The 21,586-nt window shown below is 29.6% G+C and carries 23 protein-coding genes; 2 read left to right on the top strand and 21 right to left on the bottom strand.

What is annotated here, in order from left to right; genetic code table 11:
• Positions 1–144 precede the first annotated feature (144 nt).
• The 21 genes from spoIID to NSA50_RS11910 form a co-directional block, all read right to left on the bottom strand.
• A complete protein-coding gene (gene spoIID / locus NSA50_RS12010) occupies positions 145–1,197 on the bottom strand; it encodes a stage II sporulation protein D (RefSeq protein WP_257445360.1) in 1,053 nt (350 codons plus the stop codon).
• A gap of 165 nt (positions 1,198–1,362) precedes the next feature.
• A complete protein-coding gene (gene murA / locus NSA50_RS12005) occupies positions 1,363–2,622 on the bottom strand; it encodes a UDP-N-acetylglucosamine 1-carboxyvinyltransferase (RefSeq protein ID WP_195262755.1) in 1,260 nt (419 codons plus the stop codon).
• Positions 2,623–2,643: 21 nt separating this feature from the next.
• The gene (locus NSA50_RS12000) at positions 2,644–3,291 is read right to left on the bottom strand and encodes a hypothetical protein (RefSeq protein WP_195262756.1); all 648 of its coding nucleotides are present in this window, start codon (positions 3,289–3,291) and stop codon (positions 2,644–2,646) included.
• 185 nt (positions 3,292–3,476) lie between these two features.
• Positions 3,477–3,881, bottom strand: a complete 405-nt coding sequence (locus NSA50_RS11995) for an ATP synthase delta/epsilon chain alpha-helix domain-containing protein (protein WP_195262757.1) — start codon at positions 3,879–3,881, stop codon at positions 3,477–3,479.
• Positions 3,882–3,892: 11 nt separating this feature from the next.
• On the bottom strand, positions 3,893–5,284 hold the full coding sequence (atpD, locus tag NSA50_RS11990) for a F0F1 ATP synthase subunit beta (protein ID WP_257445357.1): 1,392 nt from the start codon (positions 5,282–5,284) through the stop codon (positions 3,893–3,895).
• A 15-nt stretch (positions 5,285–5,299) separates the two neighbouring features.
• On the bottom strand, positions 5,300–6,151 hold the full coding sequence (atpG, locus tag NSA50_RS11985) for an ATP synthase F1 subunit gamma (RefSeq protein ID WP_195262759.1): 852 nt from the start codon (positions 6,149–6,151) through the stop codon (positions 5,300–5,302).
• 36 nt (positions 6,152–6,187) lie between these two features.
• On the bottom strand, positions 6,188–7,702 hold the full coding sequence (gene atpA / locus NSA50_RS11980) for a F0F1 ATP synthase subunit alpha (RefSeq protein ID WP_195431273.1): 1,515 nt from the start codon (positions 7,700–7,702) through the stop codon (positions 6,188–6,190).
• Between the two features lie 10 nt (positions 7,703–7,712).
• Positions 7,713–8,252 carry a F0F1 ATP synthase subunit delta gene (locus tag NSA50_RS11975; RefSeq protein WP_195262761.1) on the bottom strand — a complete coding sequence of 180 codons (540 nt, stop codon included), beginning with the start codon at positions 8,250–8,252 and terminating at the stop codon, positions 7,713–7,715.
• The gene (locus NSA50_RS11970; RefSeq protein WP_195262796.1) at positions 8,252–8,734 is read right to left on the bottom strand and encodes a F0F1 ATP synthase subunit B; all 483 of its coding nucleotides are present in this window, start codon (positions 8,732–8,734) and stop codon (positions 8,252–8,254) included. Before NSA50_RS11970 ends, NSA50_RS11975 begins: the two co-directional genes overlap by 1 nt.
• 39 nt (positions 8,735–8,773) lie before the next feature.
• Entirely contained in the window at positions 8,774–9,004 is a 231-nt protein-coding gene (gene atpE, locus NSA50_RS11965) for an ATP synthase F0 subunit C (RefSeq protein ID WP_008676605.1), read from the bottom strand.
• Positions 9,005–9,079: 75 nt separating this feature from the next.
• Positions 9,080–9,778: a F0F1 ATP synthase subunit A gene (locus NSA50_RS11960; RefSeq protein ID WP_195262762.1), complete on the bottom strand. Its 699-nt coding sequence runs from the start codon at positions 9,776–9,778 to the stop codon at positions 9,080–9,082.
• Positions 9,779–10,141 (bottom strand): ATP synthase subunit I, encoded by a 363-nt coding sequence (locus tag NSA50_RS11955; RefSeq protein WP_195262763.1) that lies wholly within the window; start codon positions 10,139–10,141, stop codon positions 9,779–9,781.
• Positions 10,142–10,790: 649 nt separating this feature from the next.
• The gene (locus tag NSA50_RS11950) at positions 10,791–11,972 is read right to left on the bottom strand and encodes an acetyl-CoA C-acetyltransferase (RefSeq protein WP_257445351.1); all 1,182 of its coding nucleotides are present in this window, start codon (positions 11,970–11,972) and stop codon (positions 10,791–10,793) included.
• A gap of 115 nt (positions 11,973–12,087) precedes the next feature.
• Complete coding sequence (wecB, locus tag NSA50_RS11945; protein WP_257445349.1) at positions 12,088–13,239, bottom strand: non-hydrolyzing UDP-N-acetylglucosamine 2-epimerase; 1,152 nt, start codon at positions 13,237–13,239, stop codon at positions 12,088–12,090.
• Positions 13,240–13,472: 233 nt separating this feature from the next.
• A complete protein-coding gene (gene upp, locus NSA50_RS11940; RefSeq protein WP_195262766.1) occupies positions 13,473–14,102 on the bottom strand; it encodes a uracil phosphoribosyltransferase in 630 nt (209 codons plus the stop codon).
• A gap of 29 nt (positions 14,103–14,131) precedes the next feature.
• Positions 14,132–14,584, bottom strand: a complete 453-nt coding sequence (gene rpiB, locus NSA50_RS11935; RefSeq protein ID WP_195262767.1) for a ribose 5-phosphate isomerase B — start codon at positions 14,582–14,584, stop codon at positions 14,132–14,134.
• A 77-nt stretch (positions 14,585–14,661) separates the two neighbouring features.
• Positions 14,662–15,711, bottom strand: a complete 1,050-nt coding sequence (locus tag NSA50_RS11930; RefSeq protein ID WP_195262768.1) for an L-threonylcarbamoyladenylate synthase — start codon at positions 15,709–15,711, stop codon at positions 14,662–14,664.
• A 20-nt stretch (positions 15,712–15,731) separates the two neighbouring features.
• Complete coding sequence (locus NSA50_RS11925; RefSeq protein WP_195262769.1) at positions 15,732–16,319, bottom strand: hypothetical protein; 588 nt, start codon at positions 16,317–16,319, stop codon at positions 15,732–15,734.
• Positions 16,320–16,370: 51 nt separating this feature from the next.
• Positions 16,371–17,456 (bottom strand): peptide chain release factor 1, encoded by a 1,086-nt coding sequence (prfA, locus tag NSA50_RS11920; RefSeq protein WP_195262770.1) that lies wholly within the window; start codon positions 17,454–17,456, stop codon positions 16,371–16,373.
• Between the two features lie 63 nt (positions 17,457–17,519).
• Positions 17,520–19,283, bottom strand: a complete 1,764-nt coding sequence (prmC, locus tag NSA50_RS11915) for a peptide chain release factor N(5)-glutamine methyltransferase (RefSeq protein WP_257445345.1) — start codon at positions 19,281–19,283, stop codon at positions 17,520–17,522.
• Positions 19,284–19,301: 18 nt separating this feature from the next.
• On the bottom strand, positions 19,302–19,889 hold the full coding sequence (locus NSA50_RS11910) for a thymidine kinase (RefSeq protein WP_195262772.1): 588 nt from the start codon (positions 19,887–19,889) through the stop codon (positions 19,302–19,304).
• Positions 19,890–20,039: 150 nt separating this feature from the next.
• Here NSA50_RS11910 and rpmE point away from each other — a divergent pair, with 150 nt between their 5' ends.
• Both rpmE and NSA50_RS11900 read left to right on the top strand, forming a co-directional pair.
• Entirely contained in the window at positions 20,040–20,246 is a 207-nt protein-coding gene (gene rpmE, locus NSA50_RS11905) for a 50S ribosomal protein L31 (protein ID WP_008676589.1), read from the top strand.
• 237 nt (positions 20,247–20,483) lie between these two features.
• Positions 20,484–21,584: an MGDG synthase family glycosyltransferase gene (locus tag NSA50_RS11900; protein WP_195262773.1), complete on the top strand. Its 1,101-nt coding sequence runs from the start codon at positions 20,484–20,486 to the stop codon at positions 21,582–21,584.
• Positions 21,585–21,586: the final 2 nt, after the last annotated feature.

Genomic DNA, 21,586 nt, shown 5'->3' with positions numbered 1-21,586 from the left:
AAAATTTTATTATCTTAAAATAAAAAAGGAGTAAGATATAGCGCTACTTCATATAGCCTTATATCTTACTCCCGTATAATATATTTATGTTTTAAGGAATCAGGTTATCTACACGCCTCTTACTTTTAAATAAATAAATAATAATTAATTAAATTTCAACTCTTTTAATTCAATCCCAGTGTAGTAATGCTTTAATATCTCCTCATATCCCTTTCCATCTCTCGCCATAACATTTGCTCCCCATTGACTCATACCAACACCATGACCGTATCCTTTGCAATTAAATATTATCTGATTACCACTTATACTAAATTGAAAATTAGTTGAACTTAATCCAAATGCTAGCCTAAAATCTGACCCTTTAACTTTTACTCCTCCAAATCTTATTTCCTTTACCCCACCAGCTTCACTTCTACTTAAGATTTCTATGTCATTTTGTAAACTTCCCTCACTTATTTTTGCATCTTTATATTTCGAATTAATATCACTTACAAATTTAGATATATCAAATGGGAACTCACTTGTAAATTTAGGTGCTATTTCTTCTCCTTTACTTTCTGTAGATACTAAATAAGGAACATTACTTGAAAATACATCTACAGCATTTTCTGTCATTCCTGAACTTGTAGAGAAAAATTGTGGATATTGTACTAATTCATTATCATATGTTAAAACCATACCTTTTGTTGCATCAACAGCTTCTGATACTTTCGCCCAGTATTCATTTCCTTTATCTCCCCATTTTTCTAATCTACTTTCTTTAGTTATATATACTTGACAATGAGTAGTATCACATACATCTCCTCCTTTAGCTTCATTACAAGGTCTAGCTCTTTTTGCAGCTACATATGTCCTTGCTGCTATAGCCTGTGATTTTAAAGCTTCTAATTCAAAGCTAGCTGGCATTTCACCTGATACTACACTCTTTACATATTCTTCTAAAGGAACTTCTATTATTTTGTCCTCCTTTGTTAAATGAACTTTTATAACATCATTTCCAGCTAAAGTTACAAAGTTAACTTCTTCCACTTTATTATTTACATTAGTATTATCTACTTGCTTTTCTTCAAGTGCACTGACTGGAGAAGACTTAATTACAAGCATTGGAATTACAATCATAGATATTAAAACTAGAGCGCTAAAAAAAATAAGAGATACCAATCCTTCTATTGAATTTAATTTATTTTTCAATAACATAACCTCCTAAATTAAATAAATACAATTTAATATATGTGAAAATTTATTAAGTATACTTTATTTTTTATTTTTTATGTTAAGTTACTTTAAGTAATATATAAAAATAAAGAACCTAGATTCAATTCTAAGTTCTTTATTTAGGCGAATATAGCAATTAAAATATATTTATCTGTCAACCCTATATATATTAGCTCCTAATCCTCTAAATTTCTCCTCTATATTCACATAACCTCTATCGATGTGATATATGTCACTAATTTCAGTTTCACCTTGTGCCACTAGTCCTGCTAGTATCATAGCTGCTCCAGCTCTTAAATCTGTAGCTTTCACCTCACAGCCAGTTAGCGATTCAACACCTTCTATTATTGCAGTTCTTCCATCTATCTTTATGCTAGCGCCCATTCTTACTAACTCAGCAACATGCATAAATCTATTTTCAAATACAGTTTCTGTTATAATACTTGATCCTTTTGTCACAGCAAATAATGTCATCATTTGTGCTTGCATATCTGTAGGGAATCCAGGATAAGGCAATGTTTTTATATCAACAGGGCTCTTTTTTCCGGTTCCATCAACTAGGATAACATCCTCTCTTATATTCTCAAATTTTACCCCACATTCTTTTAACTTTTCTATAGTGGGTCTTAATTGTTCTTCATTGGCTCCATTTATAGTTATCTTACTATTTGTTATAGCTGCTGCTACCATAAATGTTCCTGCTTCAACTCTGTCATATATTGGTTTATAAGTTACTCCTTTTAATTCTTTGACACCTTCTACTGTTATTTTCCCCATTCCAGCTCCGTGAACTTTTGCTCCCATTGAATTCAGAAAGTTTGCTAAATCCCATATTTCTGGTTCTTCAGCTGCATTTTCAATAATCGTTGTCCCTTCTGCTAAAACAGATGCCATCAATATATTTTCAGTTGCACCAACGGATGGAAAATCTAAATATATTCTATTTCCTTTAAGTTTCTTTGCTTTAGCTTCCACAAAACCATGTCCCATTTCAATATCTGCACCTAAAAGTTTAAAGCCCTTTAAATGCAAATCAATAGGTCTACTCCCTATATTACAGCCTCCTGGCATTGATATTTTACATCTTCCAAATCTAGCTAACGTAGGACCCATAATTAAGAATGATGCTCTCATTTTTCTTATTAGTTCACTATTCATATCTGTTACTTTAATATTAGAAGTGTTTATTTTAAGATTGCCATTTGATTCATTATAAATCCGACAATTCATTCCAGATAATAAATCGGTTAAAACCACTACATCTTCTAACATAGGCGCGTTTTGAATAATTATATCATTTTGACTTAAAATACTTGCAACTATTATTGGTAAAACAGAATTTTTAGCTAAACTAATATTCACTTCACCACTTAGTTTATTACCACCTTCAACTATAATTTTTTCCATATTGTCCTCCATAATGAATTGTTAGTATGTTACGAATATCACTGGTGTTCCAATAATTAAATATTCTCCTGTATCATATTTAGTAAAACCCATATTAATTTTACTTCCATCGTATAGCTCTGCTTTTCCTACTGACCCATTATGAATATTTAATACTTCCAGAGTTTCCATATCTATATTGTTCTTTAGTATATCTAAAAGATTCTGCTTTTGATCTTCTATTATTTTTACCTTTATAAAATTAAAATATTTTATATTTTTTGCTGCAATATTTTGTATTTGTTTTATTTCTTTCTTTAATTGAAAAGTATTAGCATTTTTATCATTATTTATATAACTAATTTGAACTTTAGTATTTTCATTATTACTCCATAATATTGCCTTTATTTCTTTAATTGAATCTTTATAAACAATTATATTTTCATTAGATTGTACATTTTCTCCAAAACTTTTTTTAAAGTTCTCTTTAAGTAAAGAAAACTCTTTATTAATAGGTTGGCTTATACTATATTCTACCTTGATACCATTTTGAATAAAATCACTTGTTTCTATAAATTCAGTTTCCATAAAATCAAAATTATCTGAGAATAACTCAGATTTAATTGGAACTGCACCAATAATTAATAAAGATAAGCTTATAACAAACATTAATTTCATAATATTCTTCACAATATCCCCCTACCTTTCTATTTAATTATTGTCCAGTTTATTTTTTTTTATTCAAAATTAATAGCTATAATATAATATATAGATTTAGTTGAAATTTGTGATTAATTGTCACTATTTATACAAATGGAAATTGATCATAAAAATAGAGGGATAAAAGAAATTATCTTTTATCCCTCTATTTAAAGCTAATGATACATACTTATAGTACCAATCCTTGCATTAGCTCTCGCCAATGCTCTTCTAGCTCTTTCAATATCTATATTTTTGCCTTCTTTTAACCTTTTTTCCGCTCTTTCCTTTGACTTTCCTGCTCTATCTACATCTATATCAGATTCTCTCTCTACAGCATCACAACAGAATTTTAATTCATTATTTTTTAAATATATTATTCCTGATGATGTAAATATTTTTTCTTTCTTATTCCCATTGATTATCAATGTAGTAGTTGGTATAGTACTTAATATTATAGGAGCATGATTTGCTTTGAATTCAATTTCACCATCTTTAGTTGAAGTAATTAAACTTTCAACTTCTAATTTTAATGGTTCTTTTCCTGGGGAGATTATACTTACTTCAAAAGTTTTACTCATAATTCCATCCCCTATCTTAAGGTCTTAGCTTTTTCTATAGCTTCTTCTATAGATCCTACAAATAAGAAAGCTGATTCTGGTAGATCATCGTGTTTACCTTCTAAAATTTCCTTGAATCCTCTTACAGTTTCTTTTACTGGCACATATCTTCCTTGCATACCTGTAAATTGTTCAGCTACTGTAAATGGTTGTGATAAGAATCTTTGAACTCTTCTTGCTCTAGCAACAACTTTTTTATCTTCATCTGATAATTCATCTACTCCTAGAATTGCAATTATATCTTGTAATTCTTTATATCTTTCTAGAATATTCTTTACTTCTGTAGCTATATCATAGTGTTCTTTTCCTACTACTCTTGGATCTAATATTCTTGAGTTTGATTCTAAAGGATCTACAGCTGGATATATTCCAAGCTCAGCAATGCTTCTTGATAAAACAGTTGTTGCATCAAGGTGAGTAAATGTTGTAGCTGGAGCTGGGTCTGTAAGGTCATCAGCTGGAACATATACTGCTTGAACAGATGTGATTGCTCCATTTTTTGTTGATGTTATTCTTTCTTGAAGTGCTCCCATTTCAGTTGCAAGAGTTGGTTGATATCCAACCGCTGAAGGAATTCTTCCTAATAAAGCAGAAACTTCTGATCCTGCTTGAGTAAATCTAAATATATTATCTATAAATAGAAGAACGTCTTGACCCTTATCTCTAAAATATTCAGCCATAGTTAGCCCTGTTAATGAAACCCTCATTCTCGCTCCTGGTGATTCGTTCATTTGTCCAAATACTAAAGCAGTCTTATCTATAACTCCTGACTCTTTCATTTCATAATATAGATCATTACCTTCTCTTGATCTTTCACCAACCCCTGTGAATACAGAAAGACCTCCGTGTTCTTTTGCTATGTTATTTATTAATTCTTGTATAAGAACTGTCTTACCAACACCTGCTCCTCCAAATAATCCTATCTTTCCACCTTTTTGATAAGGAGCTAATAAATCTATAACTTTTATTCCAGTCTCAAACATTTGTGGTTCTAAAGCCTGCTCCTTAAAGCTTGGTGCTGGTCTATGAATTGGATACATTTCTTTAATCTCTACATCTCCAGCATTATCAATAGGATGACCAAGAACATTAAATACTCTTCCTAATACTTCTCTACCAACTGGAACAGATATACATCTTCCCATATCAGTAGCTTTCATTCCTCTTTTTAATCCATCAGTAGATTCCATAGCTATTGTTCTAACAATGTCATCTCCCATGTGCTGTTCAACTTCCACTATTAGTAGTTTATCACCCATATCTATTCTAATTTCATTATAGATATTAGGTAAAGCATCTGAATCAAATTTTATATCTACTACTGGTCCAATTACTTGAACTACTTTTCCTACTTTTTCAGGCATAGTAATACCTCCTTGCTATTTTTGAGCTTCTGCGCCTCCTACAATCTCTGATATCTCTTGTGTTATCATTCCTTGTCTGATTCTATTATACTTAAGATTTAAGGATTGTAATATATCATTAGCATTTTGTGTTGCTCCATCCATGGCCGTCATTCTAGCATTTTGCTCGCTAACTTTTGAATGCAACATAGCTCTTCTTAATTTACTCTTAAAATATACATCTAAACTTGAATTTAAAACCTCTTCTAAACTAGGTTCAATTAAGAATTGTTCTGACTTTTTATTTTCTATATCTATTGGAAATAATCTTTCTATTTTTACTTCTTGCTTTATAGGTGATTTAAATTCTGTGAAAACTATATTAACTTCACCTATTTCTCCAGTTTTAAACATATATAAAGCATCATCGTATATAGCTCTTACTTCTCTTATTGTAGGTATATCTGGAATTTCTACATATTCTCTAACTGTATCAAATCCATATTTCTTCATGTAAGAAATTCCCTTACTTCCTGCAACAACTATTCTAGCTGATCCTTTATCCTTGATCATCTCATTCATGCTACTAGCTATATTTCCATTGAAGCCTCCACAAAGACCCGTATCAGAAGCTATAACAATATATAGTTTATCTAAATCTTTAGAAGCTTTCTTAAAGAAAGAACTTTCATAGTCTTCTGGTAATGCTGACATTAAATTAATTAATATCTCTTCACATAATTTATAGTATTCTTCATTATCATTAAGCTCTTTCCTTGCTTTTCTAAGTTTAGAAGTGGCTACAAGATTCATAGCTTTTGTTATCTTTCTTGTACTTTCAACCGACTTTATTCTTCTTTTTATTTCTATAAGTCCTGCTGATCCCAAATTTCCACCTCCTAAAGAAGTGCATAGCTATTTAAGCTATGCATCTTGTAAGAATAATTTCTTAAACTCTACAATAGAGTTTTCTAATTCTGCCTTTATATCATCTGTCAATGATTTCTCATCTACTATTTTCTTTAATAATTCTCTATGATGAGTATCCATATATTCTAAAAGTTCTCTCTCAAATCTTCTAACATCACTCACTTTAATATCTGATAGAAAATCTTTTACTATTGCATATAAAATTACAATTTGCTTTTCTACTGCCATAGGAGAATATTGATCTTGTTTTAATACTTCAACTAATCTCTTACCTTTTTCAAGTCTCTTTTTAGAATCTTTATCTAAATCTGAACCAAATTGGGCAAAAGATTCAAGCTCTCTATATTGAGCTAATTCAAGTCTTAAAGTTCCCGATACTTGTTTCATTGCTTTAATTTGGGCATTTCCACCAACTCTTGATACTGATATACCAGCGTTAACTGCTGGTCTTTGTCCTGAATGGAATAAATCAGATTCTAAGAATATTTGACCATCTGTTATTGATATAACGTTAGTTGGTATATATGCAGTTACGTCTCCAGCCAATGTTTCTATTATTGGAAGAGCTGTCAATGATCCTCCTCCGTTTTCCTTAGAAAGTTTTGCAGCTCTTTCTAAAAGTCTTGAATGGATATAGAAAACATCTCCTGGATAAGCTTCTCTACCTGGTGGTCTCCTAAGTAATAATGACATAGTTCTATAAGCTACTGCGTGCTTAGAAAGATCATCATATATTATAAGTACATCTTTTCCTTGATGCATAAAATATTCACCCATACTGCATCCTGCATAAGGTGCTAAATATTGTAATGGAGCTGATTCAGAAGCTGTACCACTTACAACTATTGAATAATCTAATGCACCAAATTCTTCTAAAGTATTAACTATATTTGCAACTGTTGATTGTTTTTGTCCAATAGCAACATATATACAAATTACATCTTTTCCTTTTTGGTTTAAGATTGTATCTAAAGCTATAGCTGTCTTACCAGTTTGTCTATCTCCAATTATAAGTTCTCTTTGACCTTTACCAATTGGAATCATAGAGTCTATTGCTTTTATTCCTGTTTGTAAAGGTTCATTAACAGAGCTTCTATCTATAATACTAGGAGCCGAAACTTCTATTGCTCTGTAACCAGAATTATTTATTGGTCCTTTTCCATCTATAGGTTCTCCTAGTGAGTTAACTACTCTTCCTAATAATGCTTCACCTACTGGTACTTCAACAATTTTATTAGTTCTTTTAACTATATCGCCTTCTCTAATTCCTTCTTCTGATCCTAAAAGAACACAACCTACGTTATCTTGCTCTAGATTTAGAGCCATACCATAAACATTGTTAGGGAATTCTAATAATTCACCTTCCATACAATCGTCTAATCCATAAACTCTTGCGATACCATCACCAATTTGAATTATAGTACCTGAGTCTACTGTCTTAATTTCTTTTTCGTATCTTTCTATTTCTTTCTTAATTATGGAAGTTATTTCTTCAGGCTTAATATTCATACCTTCACCTCTATTCTGTTCTAAGCATTAAATCTCTTAGTTCATCTAATTTAGATTTAACTGTTCCATCTATAACATCATTATTAACTCTTACATATATTCCACCAAGAATACTTTCATCAATAATTTGTTCTAATATAATGTGTTTGTTATATTTTTCTTCTAATGTTTTTATTAAATTATTGAATTCTTCTTCATTTAAAGGAACTGTAGTTTTTACTATACCATTTAGAGTATTTTTTTTCTCTAAATCTATTTTTTCCATTTCCTTAAGCTTTTCTTTTAAATAAAGTATTCTATCTTTTTCTATAAGAATTAATAAAAATGATAATAATTCCTCGTCTATATGTCCCTTAAAAATATTAATAAAAGTTCTTTTTTTCTTTTTAGTACTAATTTGAGGGTGCTTAATTACTTCGTAGAATTCCTTATTCGTTTCTATAAGGTTACAAATTTCTCGTAAATCTTGTAGATACTGTTGAACTTTCCCTTTTTGTTCTGCTACTTCATATAGAGCTAATGCATATCTACGGTCTAAATATTCATACATTATGAATTACCTACCTTAGTTATAAATTCTCCGATTAACTCTCTATTTTTTTCTTCATCTATATTCTTTTCTATAACCTTTTTAGAAAGTTCGATAGCTAAATCTATAGCTTCCTTCTTTAATTGATATTCTACTTTTTCTTTTTCTCTATTTATTTCAACTTTAGCTCTTTCTAAGATAACTTTAGCTTCTTGATTAGCTTCTTCAACTATCTCATCATATATCTTTTCAGCCTTTTGCTTATGTCTTTCTGTAATTAACTTCCCTTCTTCTCTAGCATTTTTTAATATTCTTTCATTTTCTATAGCTAGCATTCTAGCCTTTTCAGCTTCTTCTTCAGCATTATCTAATTGTTCATTGATAAGATTTTCCCTTTCATCAATAATAGCCTTAACTTTATCGAAAAAGAAATACTTTAGAACTGCAAAAAGAATAATAAAGTTAATTATAGTGGCTATAAGGGTACTAGGGTTTATTTCCATTAACATATATTATTTCCTCCCTTCTGGAGCCCTAAAACACTATTTTACTCCAACGAATATTAAAAGGATTGAAACTAATAAACCATAAATAGCAGTTGCTTCTGCGAAAGCTGATCCAAGCATTAATGCAGTAGTGATCTTACCACTTGCTTCTGGTTGTCTTGATATTCCTTCTACAGCTTTAGCTGTTGCATTTCCTATTCCAATAGCAGCTCCTATACCTACTAATACAGCTATAGCTGCTCCTAATGCTCTCATTGATATTTCCATAATAAAATCCTCCTTTATAATAAAACAAAATAATAATTATATAATTGATAAATTAATATAATACTTAATTAAAATTTAATGTTCTGCATGCCCTGAATGTTCTGCTATCATTTTAATATTAATCATGGTTAACATTACAAAAATTACTGTTTGAATACCACCATCAAAAATATCAAAATACGCATGTAAAGGTACAGGTATTCCTATTTGCGCTATAAAACCTATATGATGCAGTGCTTCATAACATAATTCTACTAAGAATGTAGCTGCAAGTATATTACCAAATAATCTTAGTGCTAATGATACAGGAAGCATTATTCTTTCTAGTATATTTATTGGTGTAATTATAGCAAGGGGGAATGTATATCCTCCAAAATAACTTTTTAAACCATACTTTCGAATTGTATAAAACTGTACCATATAAAAAGTTATTAAAGCTAAAGCTACTGTTACACTAAAGTTTTTAGTAGGTACAGGTAGCCCTATTAATCCGGTAAAATTCATGAATAATAAGAATACTCCTAAACTTCCTATAAAAGGAATAATGTCTAAAAATTCTTCTCCCATATTTGCTGTAACTACATTTTTTAGCATAGTGTATATATATTCCACTACAGCTTGTTTTTTATTAGGTCTAAGCTTCATATTCCTTGTAGCCCATATAGCAATAAGAGCTATTAAAACAATAGTTATCCACTGCATTACCACTTCAGGAACTATTTCAATTTTTATAGGTCCAATAGCATAAGACCACATCGGTTCTAGTGGTTCCACCTAATCACTTCCTTTCCCTATTCTTATCGAATAGAATACAATAAAAATAAAATGTGATAAATATCCTATAAGATATGCCATTAGTTGTATTAAGTTATTTAAAAATGGCAATGCTATAATAATGATAGTAGCTATTCTTATAATATAACTAAATGCTAATAATGTTTTTTTATTGTTACTTAAAGAATATTCTAAAATTAATCCACTAGCTATTGTATTTAATAATGATATCATTAACCCTAGAAGAAATATAAGTGCCACTTTTAAATCAATCAGAAGAGATACTATAAGTACAAAAATGAATCCTGCTATTAAATCATATTTTACCAACTTAAATATTAACCTATTCATTTCTCTACTCATTTTATCCTCACCCCTAACTAACTCTTGTTATTATAGTACTCTGAAAACATTAATGAAAATCTTATTTTAATTCATTTAACTCATTTAATCTTTATATTTGATTGTTAAATGAATCTATATTCATTTTACTTAAGTAACTTCACTTTTTTTTCCATTCTCTGCACATACGTATATATTAAAGGAATATTATTCATTTTTCAGAATTTTTATAATATCTTTGAAATAGATTTTTGTCAATGATATCATTTTCATACGAATTTTCCACTTAATATTTTTTCATATTTTTCCTTTTAAATGATTTATTCAAGATTTCATAACTTTTTTTAATATCAAACTATCTATTATTATTTTTAAAAATGAATAAACATTTATTTGATTATTCATTTTTTTGTTTTTTATATTATTTTTTTCTAAATTTTTTTATAAATTTTCATAAATTGCATTTTTTTCTTCAAAGTAACTAATTTATAAGTTTCTAATAATATTATTTCTGGCTACATTGATTATTATATGAGTTCTTTATTAGTAAATCTACATTTTATTTAATATTTCCCTTCGTAATAATATTATTATCTATTAATATTATTATAATTCATTTAAATATAAAAACTCTTGATGGTATATCAAGAGTTTTTATATTTTTATTCAATTATTTTCTTTCAACTATAAGTGCTGTTCCCATTCCTCCACCTATACATAAAGTTGCTAAACCTTTTTTAGCATCTCTCTTTTGCATTTCGTGAAGTAATGTAACTAGTATTCTAGCACCAGATGCTCCAACTGGATGACCTAATGCTATAGCTCCTCCATTCACATTAACTTTGCTCATATCAAAGTTTAAATCTTTTGCTACAGCTAAACTTTGAGCTGCAAATGCTTCATTAGCTTCTATTAAATCTAAATCCTCTATTTTAATATTTGCTACTTCCAAAGCTTTTTTAGTCGCATGGAATGGACCATATCCCATTATTGATGGCTCTAATCCTCTTTGTCCATAAGAAACTATTTTGGCTAATGGAGTTATTCCTAATTCTTCAGCTTTCTCTGCACTCATTACTACAAATGCTGCTGCCCCATCATTTATTCCTGAAGCATTGGCAGCTGTTACAGTACCATCTTTTACAAATGCAGGTTTTAATTTAGCCATTCCTTCAAGTGTAGCACCAAACCTTGGGTATTCATCAGTATCAAATATTTTTGGCTCACCTTTTCTTTGAGGTATAACTACTGGAACTATCTCATCCTTAAATCTACCTTCTTTAATAGCAGCTTCAGCTTTTAACTGAGAATTTAAAGCAAATTTATCTTGTTCCTCTCTTGATAAATTCCATTCCTTGGCTATATTTTCAGCTGTTACCCCCATATGATAATTATTGAAAGCATCCCATAGAGCATCATTAATCATGGAATCTACCATTTTCCCATCACCCATTCTTTGACCCCATCTTGATGTTTTTAATAAATAAGGCGCCTGAGACATATTCTCCATTCCACCAGCAACAACTATATCTACATCTCCAGATTTTATCATTTGAGCAGCTAAGGCAACTGTCCTTAATCCTGAACCACACACCTTATTTATTGTCATAGCTGGAACTTCTACTGGTAAACCTGCTTTTACTGCAGCCTGTCTCGCTACATTTTGTCCAAGCCCAGCTTGAATTACATTTCCCATTACTACTTCTTCCACTAATTCGCCTTTTATACCTGCTTTAGCTACTGCTTCTTTTATTACTAATGAACCTAGATCTACTGCTGACACATCTTTTAAAGCTCCTCCAAATGAACCAATAGCAGTTCTTACTGCACTTGCAATTACAACTTCTCTCATATTCCAAATCCCCCTCTATACAATCATCAGAATTGTCGAATTTGTTAAACAATTAACACAATTTAATTATACCACTTTATTCCTTTTAATCAACCACAAAATTTTATCTTTTTATTTATCTTAAAAACTCTTCTATTTCCACTGTTCTTATATTAAAGTGTTTTTCTATTATATCTGCAATTCTTTTGGATGCTAGACCATCACCATATGGATTTGCTGCTTTACTCATCTTTGTATATGCATCTTTGTTATTTATTAAATTATTAGCTTCTAGAACTATCTTATCTATATCGGTTCCGACTAATTTTACTGTACCATATTCAACAGCTTCTGGTCTTTCTGTTACATCTCTAAGAACTAACACTGGTTTTCCTAGGTGTGGAGCTTCCTCTTGTAGTCCACCAGAATCCGTCATTACCATAAAACATTTATTCATTAAATTATGCGTTTCTTTAGTATCTAATGGAGGTAATAAATGTACTCTTTTTTTATTTCCTAATTTACTATAAACAACATCTTTTACTACTGGATTTAAATGAACTAGATATATAAGTTCAACATCTTCATTTTCATCTACTATTTTATTCAGAGCTTCGCAGATATTATCTATTCCTTCTCCCCAATTTTCTCTTCTATGTGCAGTTATCATTATTACTTTTTTATTTTCAAAATCTATTTTATTTAATATATCATTTTCAAATATATAGTCTTCTTTTACAGTATGAAGCATTGCATCTATAACTGTATTTCCTGTTATATAAATATCAGATTCATTCACCCCTTCTCTTAAAAGGTTTGATTTTGAACTTTTAGTAGGAGCAAAATGTAAATCAGCTAAAGCTCCTGTAAGCTTTCTATTCATTTCTTCTGGAAATGGAAAATACTTATCAAATGTTCTAAGCCCAGCTTCTACATGCCCAACTTTTATTTGTTGATAAAAAGCTGCAAGAGCTCCTGAAAATGTAGTAGTAGTATCACCATGAACTAAAATCATATCTGGCTTTTCTTGTAAAAATATTTCTTCTAACCCTTCTAAAACTCTATTAGTTATTCCTGTTAGAGTTTGCTTATTCTTCATTATATTTAAGTCAAAATCTGGTTCTATATCAAAATAATCTAAAACTTGATCTAACATTTCTCTATGTTGAGCTGTTACACAAACCTTTGAATCAATTCCTTCTCTTTTCTCTAACTCTTTCACTAAAGGAGCCATTTTTATCGCCTCAGGCCTAGTACCAAATATAGTTATTATTTTTTTCTTATCCATTTTAGGTTCCTCCTAATTAAAATTAAAAATTAATTCTTTCACTACTATATAATTACTATTTCTAAATATTTAGGGCTTTATTCTAATTAATTCTACATTCTTTATAAGTGGAATGTTTATCTAATTATACACTTTTAAATATAAATAAACAAATAATACTATGCTTTATAAGATAATCCATAATTCCGCAAATAGAGGGTAGCTTATATATAAGCTACCCTCTATTTATTAAATTATTTTGTTCCAAATAATCTATCTCCTGCATCACCAAGACCAGGAACTATGTATCCATGTTCATTTAACTTTTCATCTATTCCAGCAACATATATGTCTACATCAGGATGAGCTTTTTGAACAAGTTCAATACCTTCTGGAGAGCTTATTAAGCACATAAGTCTTAAATTTTTAGCGCCTCTTTTCTTTAACATCGTTATAGCATCTGCTGCTGATCCTCCTGTAGCTAACATTGGATCTACTACTATTACGTCTCTCTCTGCTATATCTTGAGGTAGCTTACAGAAGTATTCTACTGGTTGAAGAGTTTCTTCATCTCTATATAATCCTACATGACCAACTTTAGCCGCTGGTATAAGCTTAAGCATACCATCTACCATACCAAGTCCAGCCCTTAATATAGGTACTATAGCCATTTTCTTACCTGATAACATCTTACATTTTGTTTTACAAATTGGAGTTTCTATTTCTACCTCCTCAGTGCTTAAATCTCTAGTTACTTCATAGGCCATAAGCATTGAAACTTCTTCTACTAATTCCCTGAAATCCTTTGAACCAGTGTCCTTACTTCTTATGAAAGCTAATTTGTGTAATATTAATGGGTGATCTATTTGTGTTACTTTACTCATTTATATTCCTCCTACAGCATTTTAATTTTTTATTGTTCATAATATTTTTTCTCTATCTCTGTTATTTTATCAATTCTATTTTGATGCCTTCCACCTTGGAACTCAGTATTTAAGAATGTTTTTACTATATCTAATGCTAAACCTGGTCCAACTACCCTTTGACCAAGAGTTAATATATTAGCATCATTGTGTTCTCTTGTTGCATGAGCACTAAAAGTATCAGAACATAATGCTGCCCTAACTCCAGGTACCTTGTTTGCTGCGATACCTATACCTATACCTGTTCCACATATTAAAATTCCAAAATCGAACTCTTTTGCTACTACCGCTTCTGCCACCGGTAATGCATAATCAGGATAATCACATGATTCAGTAGAGTTAGTACCAAAATCTTTTACTTCATATCCTTCTGTAATTAGATAATTTTTTATTTCTTCTTTTAAATCAACTCCACCATGATCTGAGCCTATTGCTATCTTCATAAGAATGTACCTCCTAACTATTGTAATTGTAAATTTTATATAATAAAAAAGGAAAGGTGTCCCCCTTCCCTCCCTAATTATACTTCTAATATATCAAAACCTGCTGCTTTATTTAATCTATTCATTATAGCAAGGCCTACTCCCTTTTCATCAAAAGCCTGACATAATATAATATCAACATTTAAATCATCACATTCTCTAAGTGATTCAAATAAATTTCTTGCTACATCATATAGATTTTTTTCACTTCCTAAAGAAATCACTTTACCTTTATTGAAACAACTACACAATTCATCTGTAGATAGTATTGCAACCTCTTTTTGATTTTCTATATAATTTTGTACTATTTCATTAATTTTTTCAATAGTTTTTTGCTTATTTCCCTTGATTATTTTTAATTTAGCCTTTGGAGCATAATGTCTGTACTTCATACCAGGCGCTTTAGGCTTCAAATTTTCATCTGGCTTTCCTTGTATTGCTTTGTCTATTTCTATCTCTTTACAAACCTCTTGTAGCATTTCTAACGTTATTCCGCCTGGTCTTAAAACCATAGGTGGATTAACTGTGCAATCTACTATTGTAGATTCAACCCCAACATTACTTTTTTCTCCACCAATTATATAATCTATTCTTCCATTTAAATCCTCAATACAACGCTCAACTTCTGTTGGACTAGGCCTTCCTGATATATTGGCTGATGGTGCCGCAATCGGACATCCAGATAATTCTATAAGCTTTAATGCTATATTATTGTTTGGCATCCTTACACCTATTGTATCTAGATTTGCACTAGTTCTATTTGGAATTATTTCTTTCTTATTTAAAATTATAGTCAATGGACCTGGCCAAAATCTATCAATAAGTCTTTGTGCTATTTCAGGAACTTCTTTGACTAAACCACTTATATCTTTCGAAGAAACATGTACTATTAATGGATTATCTTGGGGTCTACCTTTCGCATTAAATATTTTTTCTACAGCCTCATCATTTAACGCATTAGCGCCCAATCCATATACTGTCTCTGTTGGAAATGCAACAACCCCTCCATTATATATAATGTCAGCTGCTTCTTTTAAATATTTAATATCTTTATCAATATTTTTTATAATAGCTACCTTTGTTTCCAAAAGTTCTACCTTCCTTCTCTTTATATTTCTATTTGTTCTCTTGCTATTTTTATATTTTCTATAGCTGAAGATGTATAGGATGCTCTAACACAACTTTTATATATCTCATCTAATAAGTTATATTTTTTCAAGGCACCCTTTCTTATAACTTGAAAATAGTAATTTTCCTCTGGATTTATTCTTTTTACTTTTATGTATTCTTCTGCTGCTTCTGGATATCTCTTAATAAAAGCTTTTGTTACAGGTTTTAAATATTTATTTCTAAATCTAACAGTAGCTATTAATATAATATCCATGTCTTCCTTTGTTTTATCTGTATGTACAACTGCTACCTTATCACATAAAATAACTGATTCTTTTGAAAATAATCCACTGTTAAATTTAAGTTTATTATTATTGCAGTAAAATATTAATCTATGATAATTCAATTTATTTATACATGATATTACTATCAATCCTTCTATAGTCACTAAGTAAATCCATAAAAATATTTGTTTAATTTGTGCTAAGAAAGCTACTAAAGGAAGTATTGTAAATAGCATGAACATTAATATAAAGAATTGTCTTTGATGATTCTTTTCTTTTTTTAATGCTTTGTTTATTTTCATTCTTCCCACCTACTTTAAAAGCCCCACATTATAAAATGTAAGGCTTTTTTATTAAATAGCGTCTGTATTACCCATTTGTTTCATTTTTTCAGCTTGATCAGCAGTAATTAACGCATTAATCACTTCTTCTATATCACCATTTAAATATGATTCTAACTTATAAAGTGTTAATCCAATTCTATGATCTGTAACTCTTCCTTGAGGATAGTTATAAGTTCTTATTCTCTCACTTCTATCCCCTGAACCTACTTGGCTCTTTCTATCTTCTGCTATACCAGCATTTCTTTCTGCTTCTGCAGCTTCATATAATCTAGATCTTAAAACCTTCATAGCTTTTTCTTTATTCTTTAATTGTGATTTTTCATCTTGACATGCAACAACAACTCCTGTTGGTAAGTGTGTAATTCTTACTGCTGAATCTGTTGTATTAACGCACTGTCCTCCATTACCAGAAGATCTATAAACATCTATTCTTAAATCTTTTTCGTTTATTTCTATTTCAACATCATCAACTTCTGGTAAAACTGCTACCGTTGCTGTAGATGTATGAATTCTACCACTTGATTCTGTATCAGGAACTCTTTGTACTCTATGTACACCACTTTCATATTTTAGTTTAGAATATGCTCCTGATCCCTTAATCATAAATACTACTTCTTTAAATCCGCCAATATCAGTTTCATTAGCACTCATTAATTCAACTGACCATCTTTGTGTTTCTGCATATCTTGTATACATTCTAAATAAATTCGCTGCAAATAGAGCGGCTTCATCTCCACCTGCACCACCTCTTATTTCCACAAAAACGTTCTTATCGTCATTTGGATCTTTAGGTAATAAAAGAATTTGGATATGCTTTTCTAACTCTTCTTCTCTTGCCGTTAAGTCTGAGATTTCTTCTGAAAGCATTTCTCTCATTTCTTTATCACTTTCTTCTGCTAACATTTCTTTGTTAGCTGCTAAATCATCTATAACTGTTCTATATTCTCTATATGCAGTAACTATAACTTCTAAATCAGCATGTTCCTTACATAGCTTTCTCCATTCATTTTGGTTAGCCATTATTGAAGGATCTGATATCTTAACAGATAATTCATCGTATTTATTTTCTATAAAAGCCAATTTATCTAATAACATAAATATCACTCCGTACTATATTTTTTAATATCTCCATATTATATCACAAGAGATAGAAATTTATCAATATTTAAAGTATCCCAGCACAACTCTGTCTAACCCTGCCAAGTCTTTTACCAATTTTATATTGTAAAATCCAGCTTCTCTCATTAAATTACTAACTTCTTTCCCTTGATCATAACCAATTTCAAAAGCTAGTATTCCTTCATTATTTAATGTAGTTTTACTTTCCTCTATTATTCTTTTATAAAATACTAATCCATCATCTCCGCCATCTAGTGCTGTATGAGGCTCATATTTTTTTACATCATCCATTAAATTGCTTATTTCATCTGCTTTTATATATGGTGGGTTTGAAGCTATTATATCATACTTCTTCCCCTTACTTATTGGCTCCTTTAGTAAATCACTTTTTATAAATTTGACTCTATCCTCTAATCCATGCTTAATAATATTTTTTTTAGTTATTTTTTCTGGGGCTTCATAAAAATCAATTTCTTCTACATTTATTTTTTTTCTATAATTTGCAAGAGATATTCCAATTGCACCACTTCCAGAACATAAATCACAAACATTTAGTTCATCTTCTTCATTTATTACTGATAGCAATTCCTCAACTAATATCTCTGTATCTCCTCTTGGAATTAAGACGCCTTCTTCTACATTAAAATCTAATCCCATAAATTCTGTTTCGCCTAAAATATATTTTATAGGCATTTTATTTTTTCTTTTTTCAACTAATTCAAAATATTCCTTCTCATCTTTTATAGAAACATTCTTATCTCTATTTGTTATTATATACAACTTATCTTTTGCTAAAACAGTACCTAATAATAATTGAGCATCTAAAATATAGGTATCTATATTCACTTCTTTTAACTCTTTAGAAGCTATATCTAGCAATTCACCTATTGTTTTTTCTTTAGGTTTAAGACCTTCTGCTTTCATAAGAGCTGCAATAGCTACTTCTATTTGATCGTCATCTGGCTCCTTTGTTGTAAGCTCTTGAAGCTTTAATCCTGGGTATGCTATTACCTTCGATAATTTATTATTGCTTTTTCCAAGCCATTTAATTAACTCATATGTTATTCCTGATACAACTGGAATTAATAGTATTCTAAGCAATAGCCTTTGGAAAAATCCACCCCAACCGGTAAAGCTGAAAATTATAATACTGACAAACATAATTAAAAATAGGAAGTTAGTTCCACATCTTGGATGAAACCTACTAAATTTTTTTACGTTTTCTACTGTTAATTCCTCTTCCGCTTCATAACAAAATATTGATTTATGCTCTGCTCCATGATACTGAAAAACTCTGTAAATATCATCCATCTTACTTATGGAGTACATATAGATAAGTAAAATCGCAATTCTAATTATCGCTTCTATTAAATTTAAAGCTATAGCTGGAATATTTAAATAACTAAACAATGATGCAATTGCTGTAGGTAAAGCTACAAATAAACCTATAGCAATAGTAAATGATAAAAGCATAGTTGCTCCCATTATTAAATCATTGCTTTTCTCTCCGAATTTATTTTTTAGCCAAAGCTCAAATTTTGATTCACTTTCCTCTTCATCTTCAAAAAACTCTGCTGAATAATTCAAAGTGTTAATTCCTGTAATAAGGGAATCAACAAGTACAAATATTCCTCTAATAAATGGAATATTTAAAAACTTATATTTTTTTGTTATAGGAACTATTTTTTTAAAATCTATTTTTATTTCCTTATTGGGAGTTCTAACAGCTGTAGCTTGCCCCTTGCTTCCTCTCATCATGACTCCTTCAATAACTGCTTGGCCTCCAACTTCACATTTCCTCAATTTTACCACTCTTTCTATTTATAAATTATTCTTATATTTGAAATAGCAGTGTCCACATAGAGATTCATACTCAACATTGTCAACATTATCTATAGCTATTTGTTCGCCTTCAAAAACAAATCTATCGTTGATTTTTCTTCCATTCAACACAGCTTTTCTTCCACACTTACATATTGTTTTCATTTCCTCTATACTATGAGCAAGTAACAATAATCTTATACTTCCTTCAAATCCTTGCATTTTAAAGTCAGTTCTTAAACCATAGCATATTACAGGTATATCTAAAACAACTGCTATCTCAAATAATTGGTCTATTTGCTTTGATTTTAAAAATTGAACTTCATCCACTAATATGCAATCTATTTTTTTATTTTTTTCTTTATATTCTTCAACCTTTTCTAATATATTATCTTCATCATAAATAACTAAATCTACTTTTCTTTCAACACCTAATCTTGAAACTAATCTTTCTCCACCCTTTTTATCCGTAAAAGGTTTAATTAATGCAACATTCATTCCTCTTTCTTCATAGTTATAAGCAACCTGCATTAGATGTGTTGATTTTCCTGAATTCATAGCCCCATATCTAAAATATAATTTACTCATAATACGTCTCCTTTTCATTAGATATACTAAGATTATAGCATCTTATATAATAACTAATCAAAGATATTTTTATTATGTAATTCCTTGACTCAATAAAGCACCTATGATATACTCAAATGGTTATTTAAGTAGTCGAAAGAGGTGAAAAATATGAGAGAAGGCATACATCCAAAATACAACCACGAAGCTGTAGTTAAGTGTGCATGTGGAAATACTTTTACAACTGGTTCAGTTAAAGATGAACTAAAAGTAGAAATATGCTCTAAATGCCACCCATTCTTCACTGGTAAACAAAAAATTATTGATGTTGGCGGAAGAGTTGACAAATTCAATAAGAGATTTAATCTTAACAAATAGAAATTCTGGGAAAGACATAGTCTTTCCCATTTTTTCTTTTATTTCTTAATTTTATCTTAGAATTTTACTTTTTTATGTTTTACATCAATTTTTATAATATAATATAATTGTAATTATATTTAAATAAATATTTTTATTTAAATCTGAATTAACTATTTATCTTTACAGAATTAATATATAATTCAACTCGTAACTTAATTATATTATGTTATTTAGAAAAGTGAGTGTTATTTAATCATGAAAAAAATTTTAATATTAACAACTTCTACAGGGGAAGGTCATAATCAAGCTGCAAACTCAATATCTAGTTCATTCGAAAACTCTGGATATGAAGTTATACGCCATGATTTTTTAAAAAATAATAGTAAAATATTAACCAAGCTATTTATTAGTGGTTATGAAATATCAGCATCTTTTTTCCCAAAAACTTATGGATTAGCATATAAACTTACTGATACAGGTTTTACAAATAAACTTTTATCTCTTGTTTTTTGCTTTACTAAAAGAAAAATATCTAAACTAATTAATTCAATTAGTCCTGATATAATATTAGTTACACATCCATTTGCAGTAAATATAATGGGATCGCTTAAAAGAAAAGGCTTAAACAAACCTGTAATAGTTATAGTAACTGATTTTAAGGCTCATTCAACATATATAGATAAAAATATAGATGCTTATATTACTGCAAGCGAAAATACAAAAGAGGATTTAGCCAAAAGAGGAATAGATTCTAGAAGAATATTTACTTTTGGAATTCCTGTTAAAGATGAATTTTTAGAAAATAAATCTGATATAAAGGCAACTAAAAACGATGACTATTTCAATATTTTGCTGATGAGTGGTAGCATGGGGCTGAAAAATATTTCTTATGTTTTGAAAGAATTATTAAATAACTCAAATAAACTTAGAATCACAGTTGTATGCGGAAAAAATGAGAAATTAAGGGAAGACCTACTCAAAGAATATAAATATTCAATTAAAGATAAAAAACTTCATATACTTGGTTTCTCAAGAGATGTTGATTCTTTAATGGAATATTCAGATTTAATAATAAGTAAACCTGGTGGTCTTACAGTTACTGAAGCAATAACTAAAAATTTACCGTTATTAATTCCATTTGCCATACCAGGGCAGGAAACTCAAAATGTAGAGTTTTTAACCTCCAATGGATATGCTTTATATGTAGATAATCTTTTAGAGTTAAATTTTGCAATAGATAATTTAATTTCTAATCCAAAGGAATTAGAAAAAATGCGTTACAAATTATCTAAGTTATCCTCTTGTTATTCAAAGGAAAAAATAGTAAATTTAGCTGATAAATTAATATTTAAATAAAA

Source organism: Clostridium mucosae, from assembly GCF_024622765.1.
Lineage (GTDB): Bacteria > Bacillota > Clostridia > Clostridiales > Clostridiaceae > Clostridium.
The sequence above is the reverse complement of the archived record's forward strand: the minus strand, read 5'-3'. Positions and strand labels throughout refer to the sequence as shown.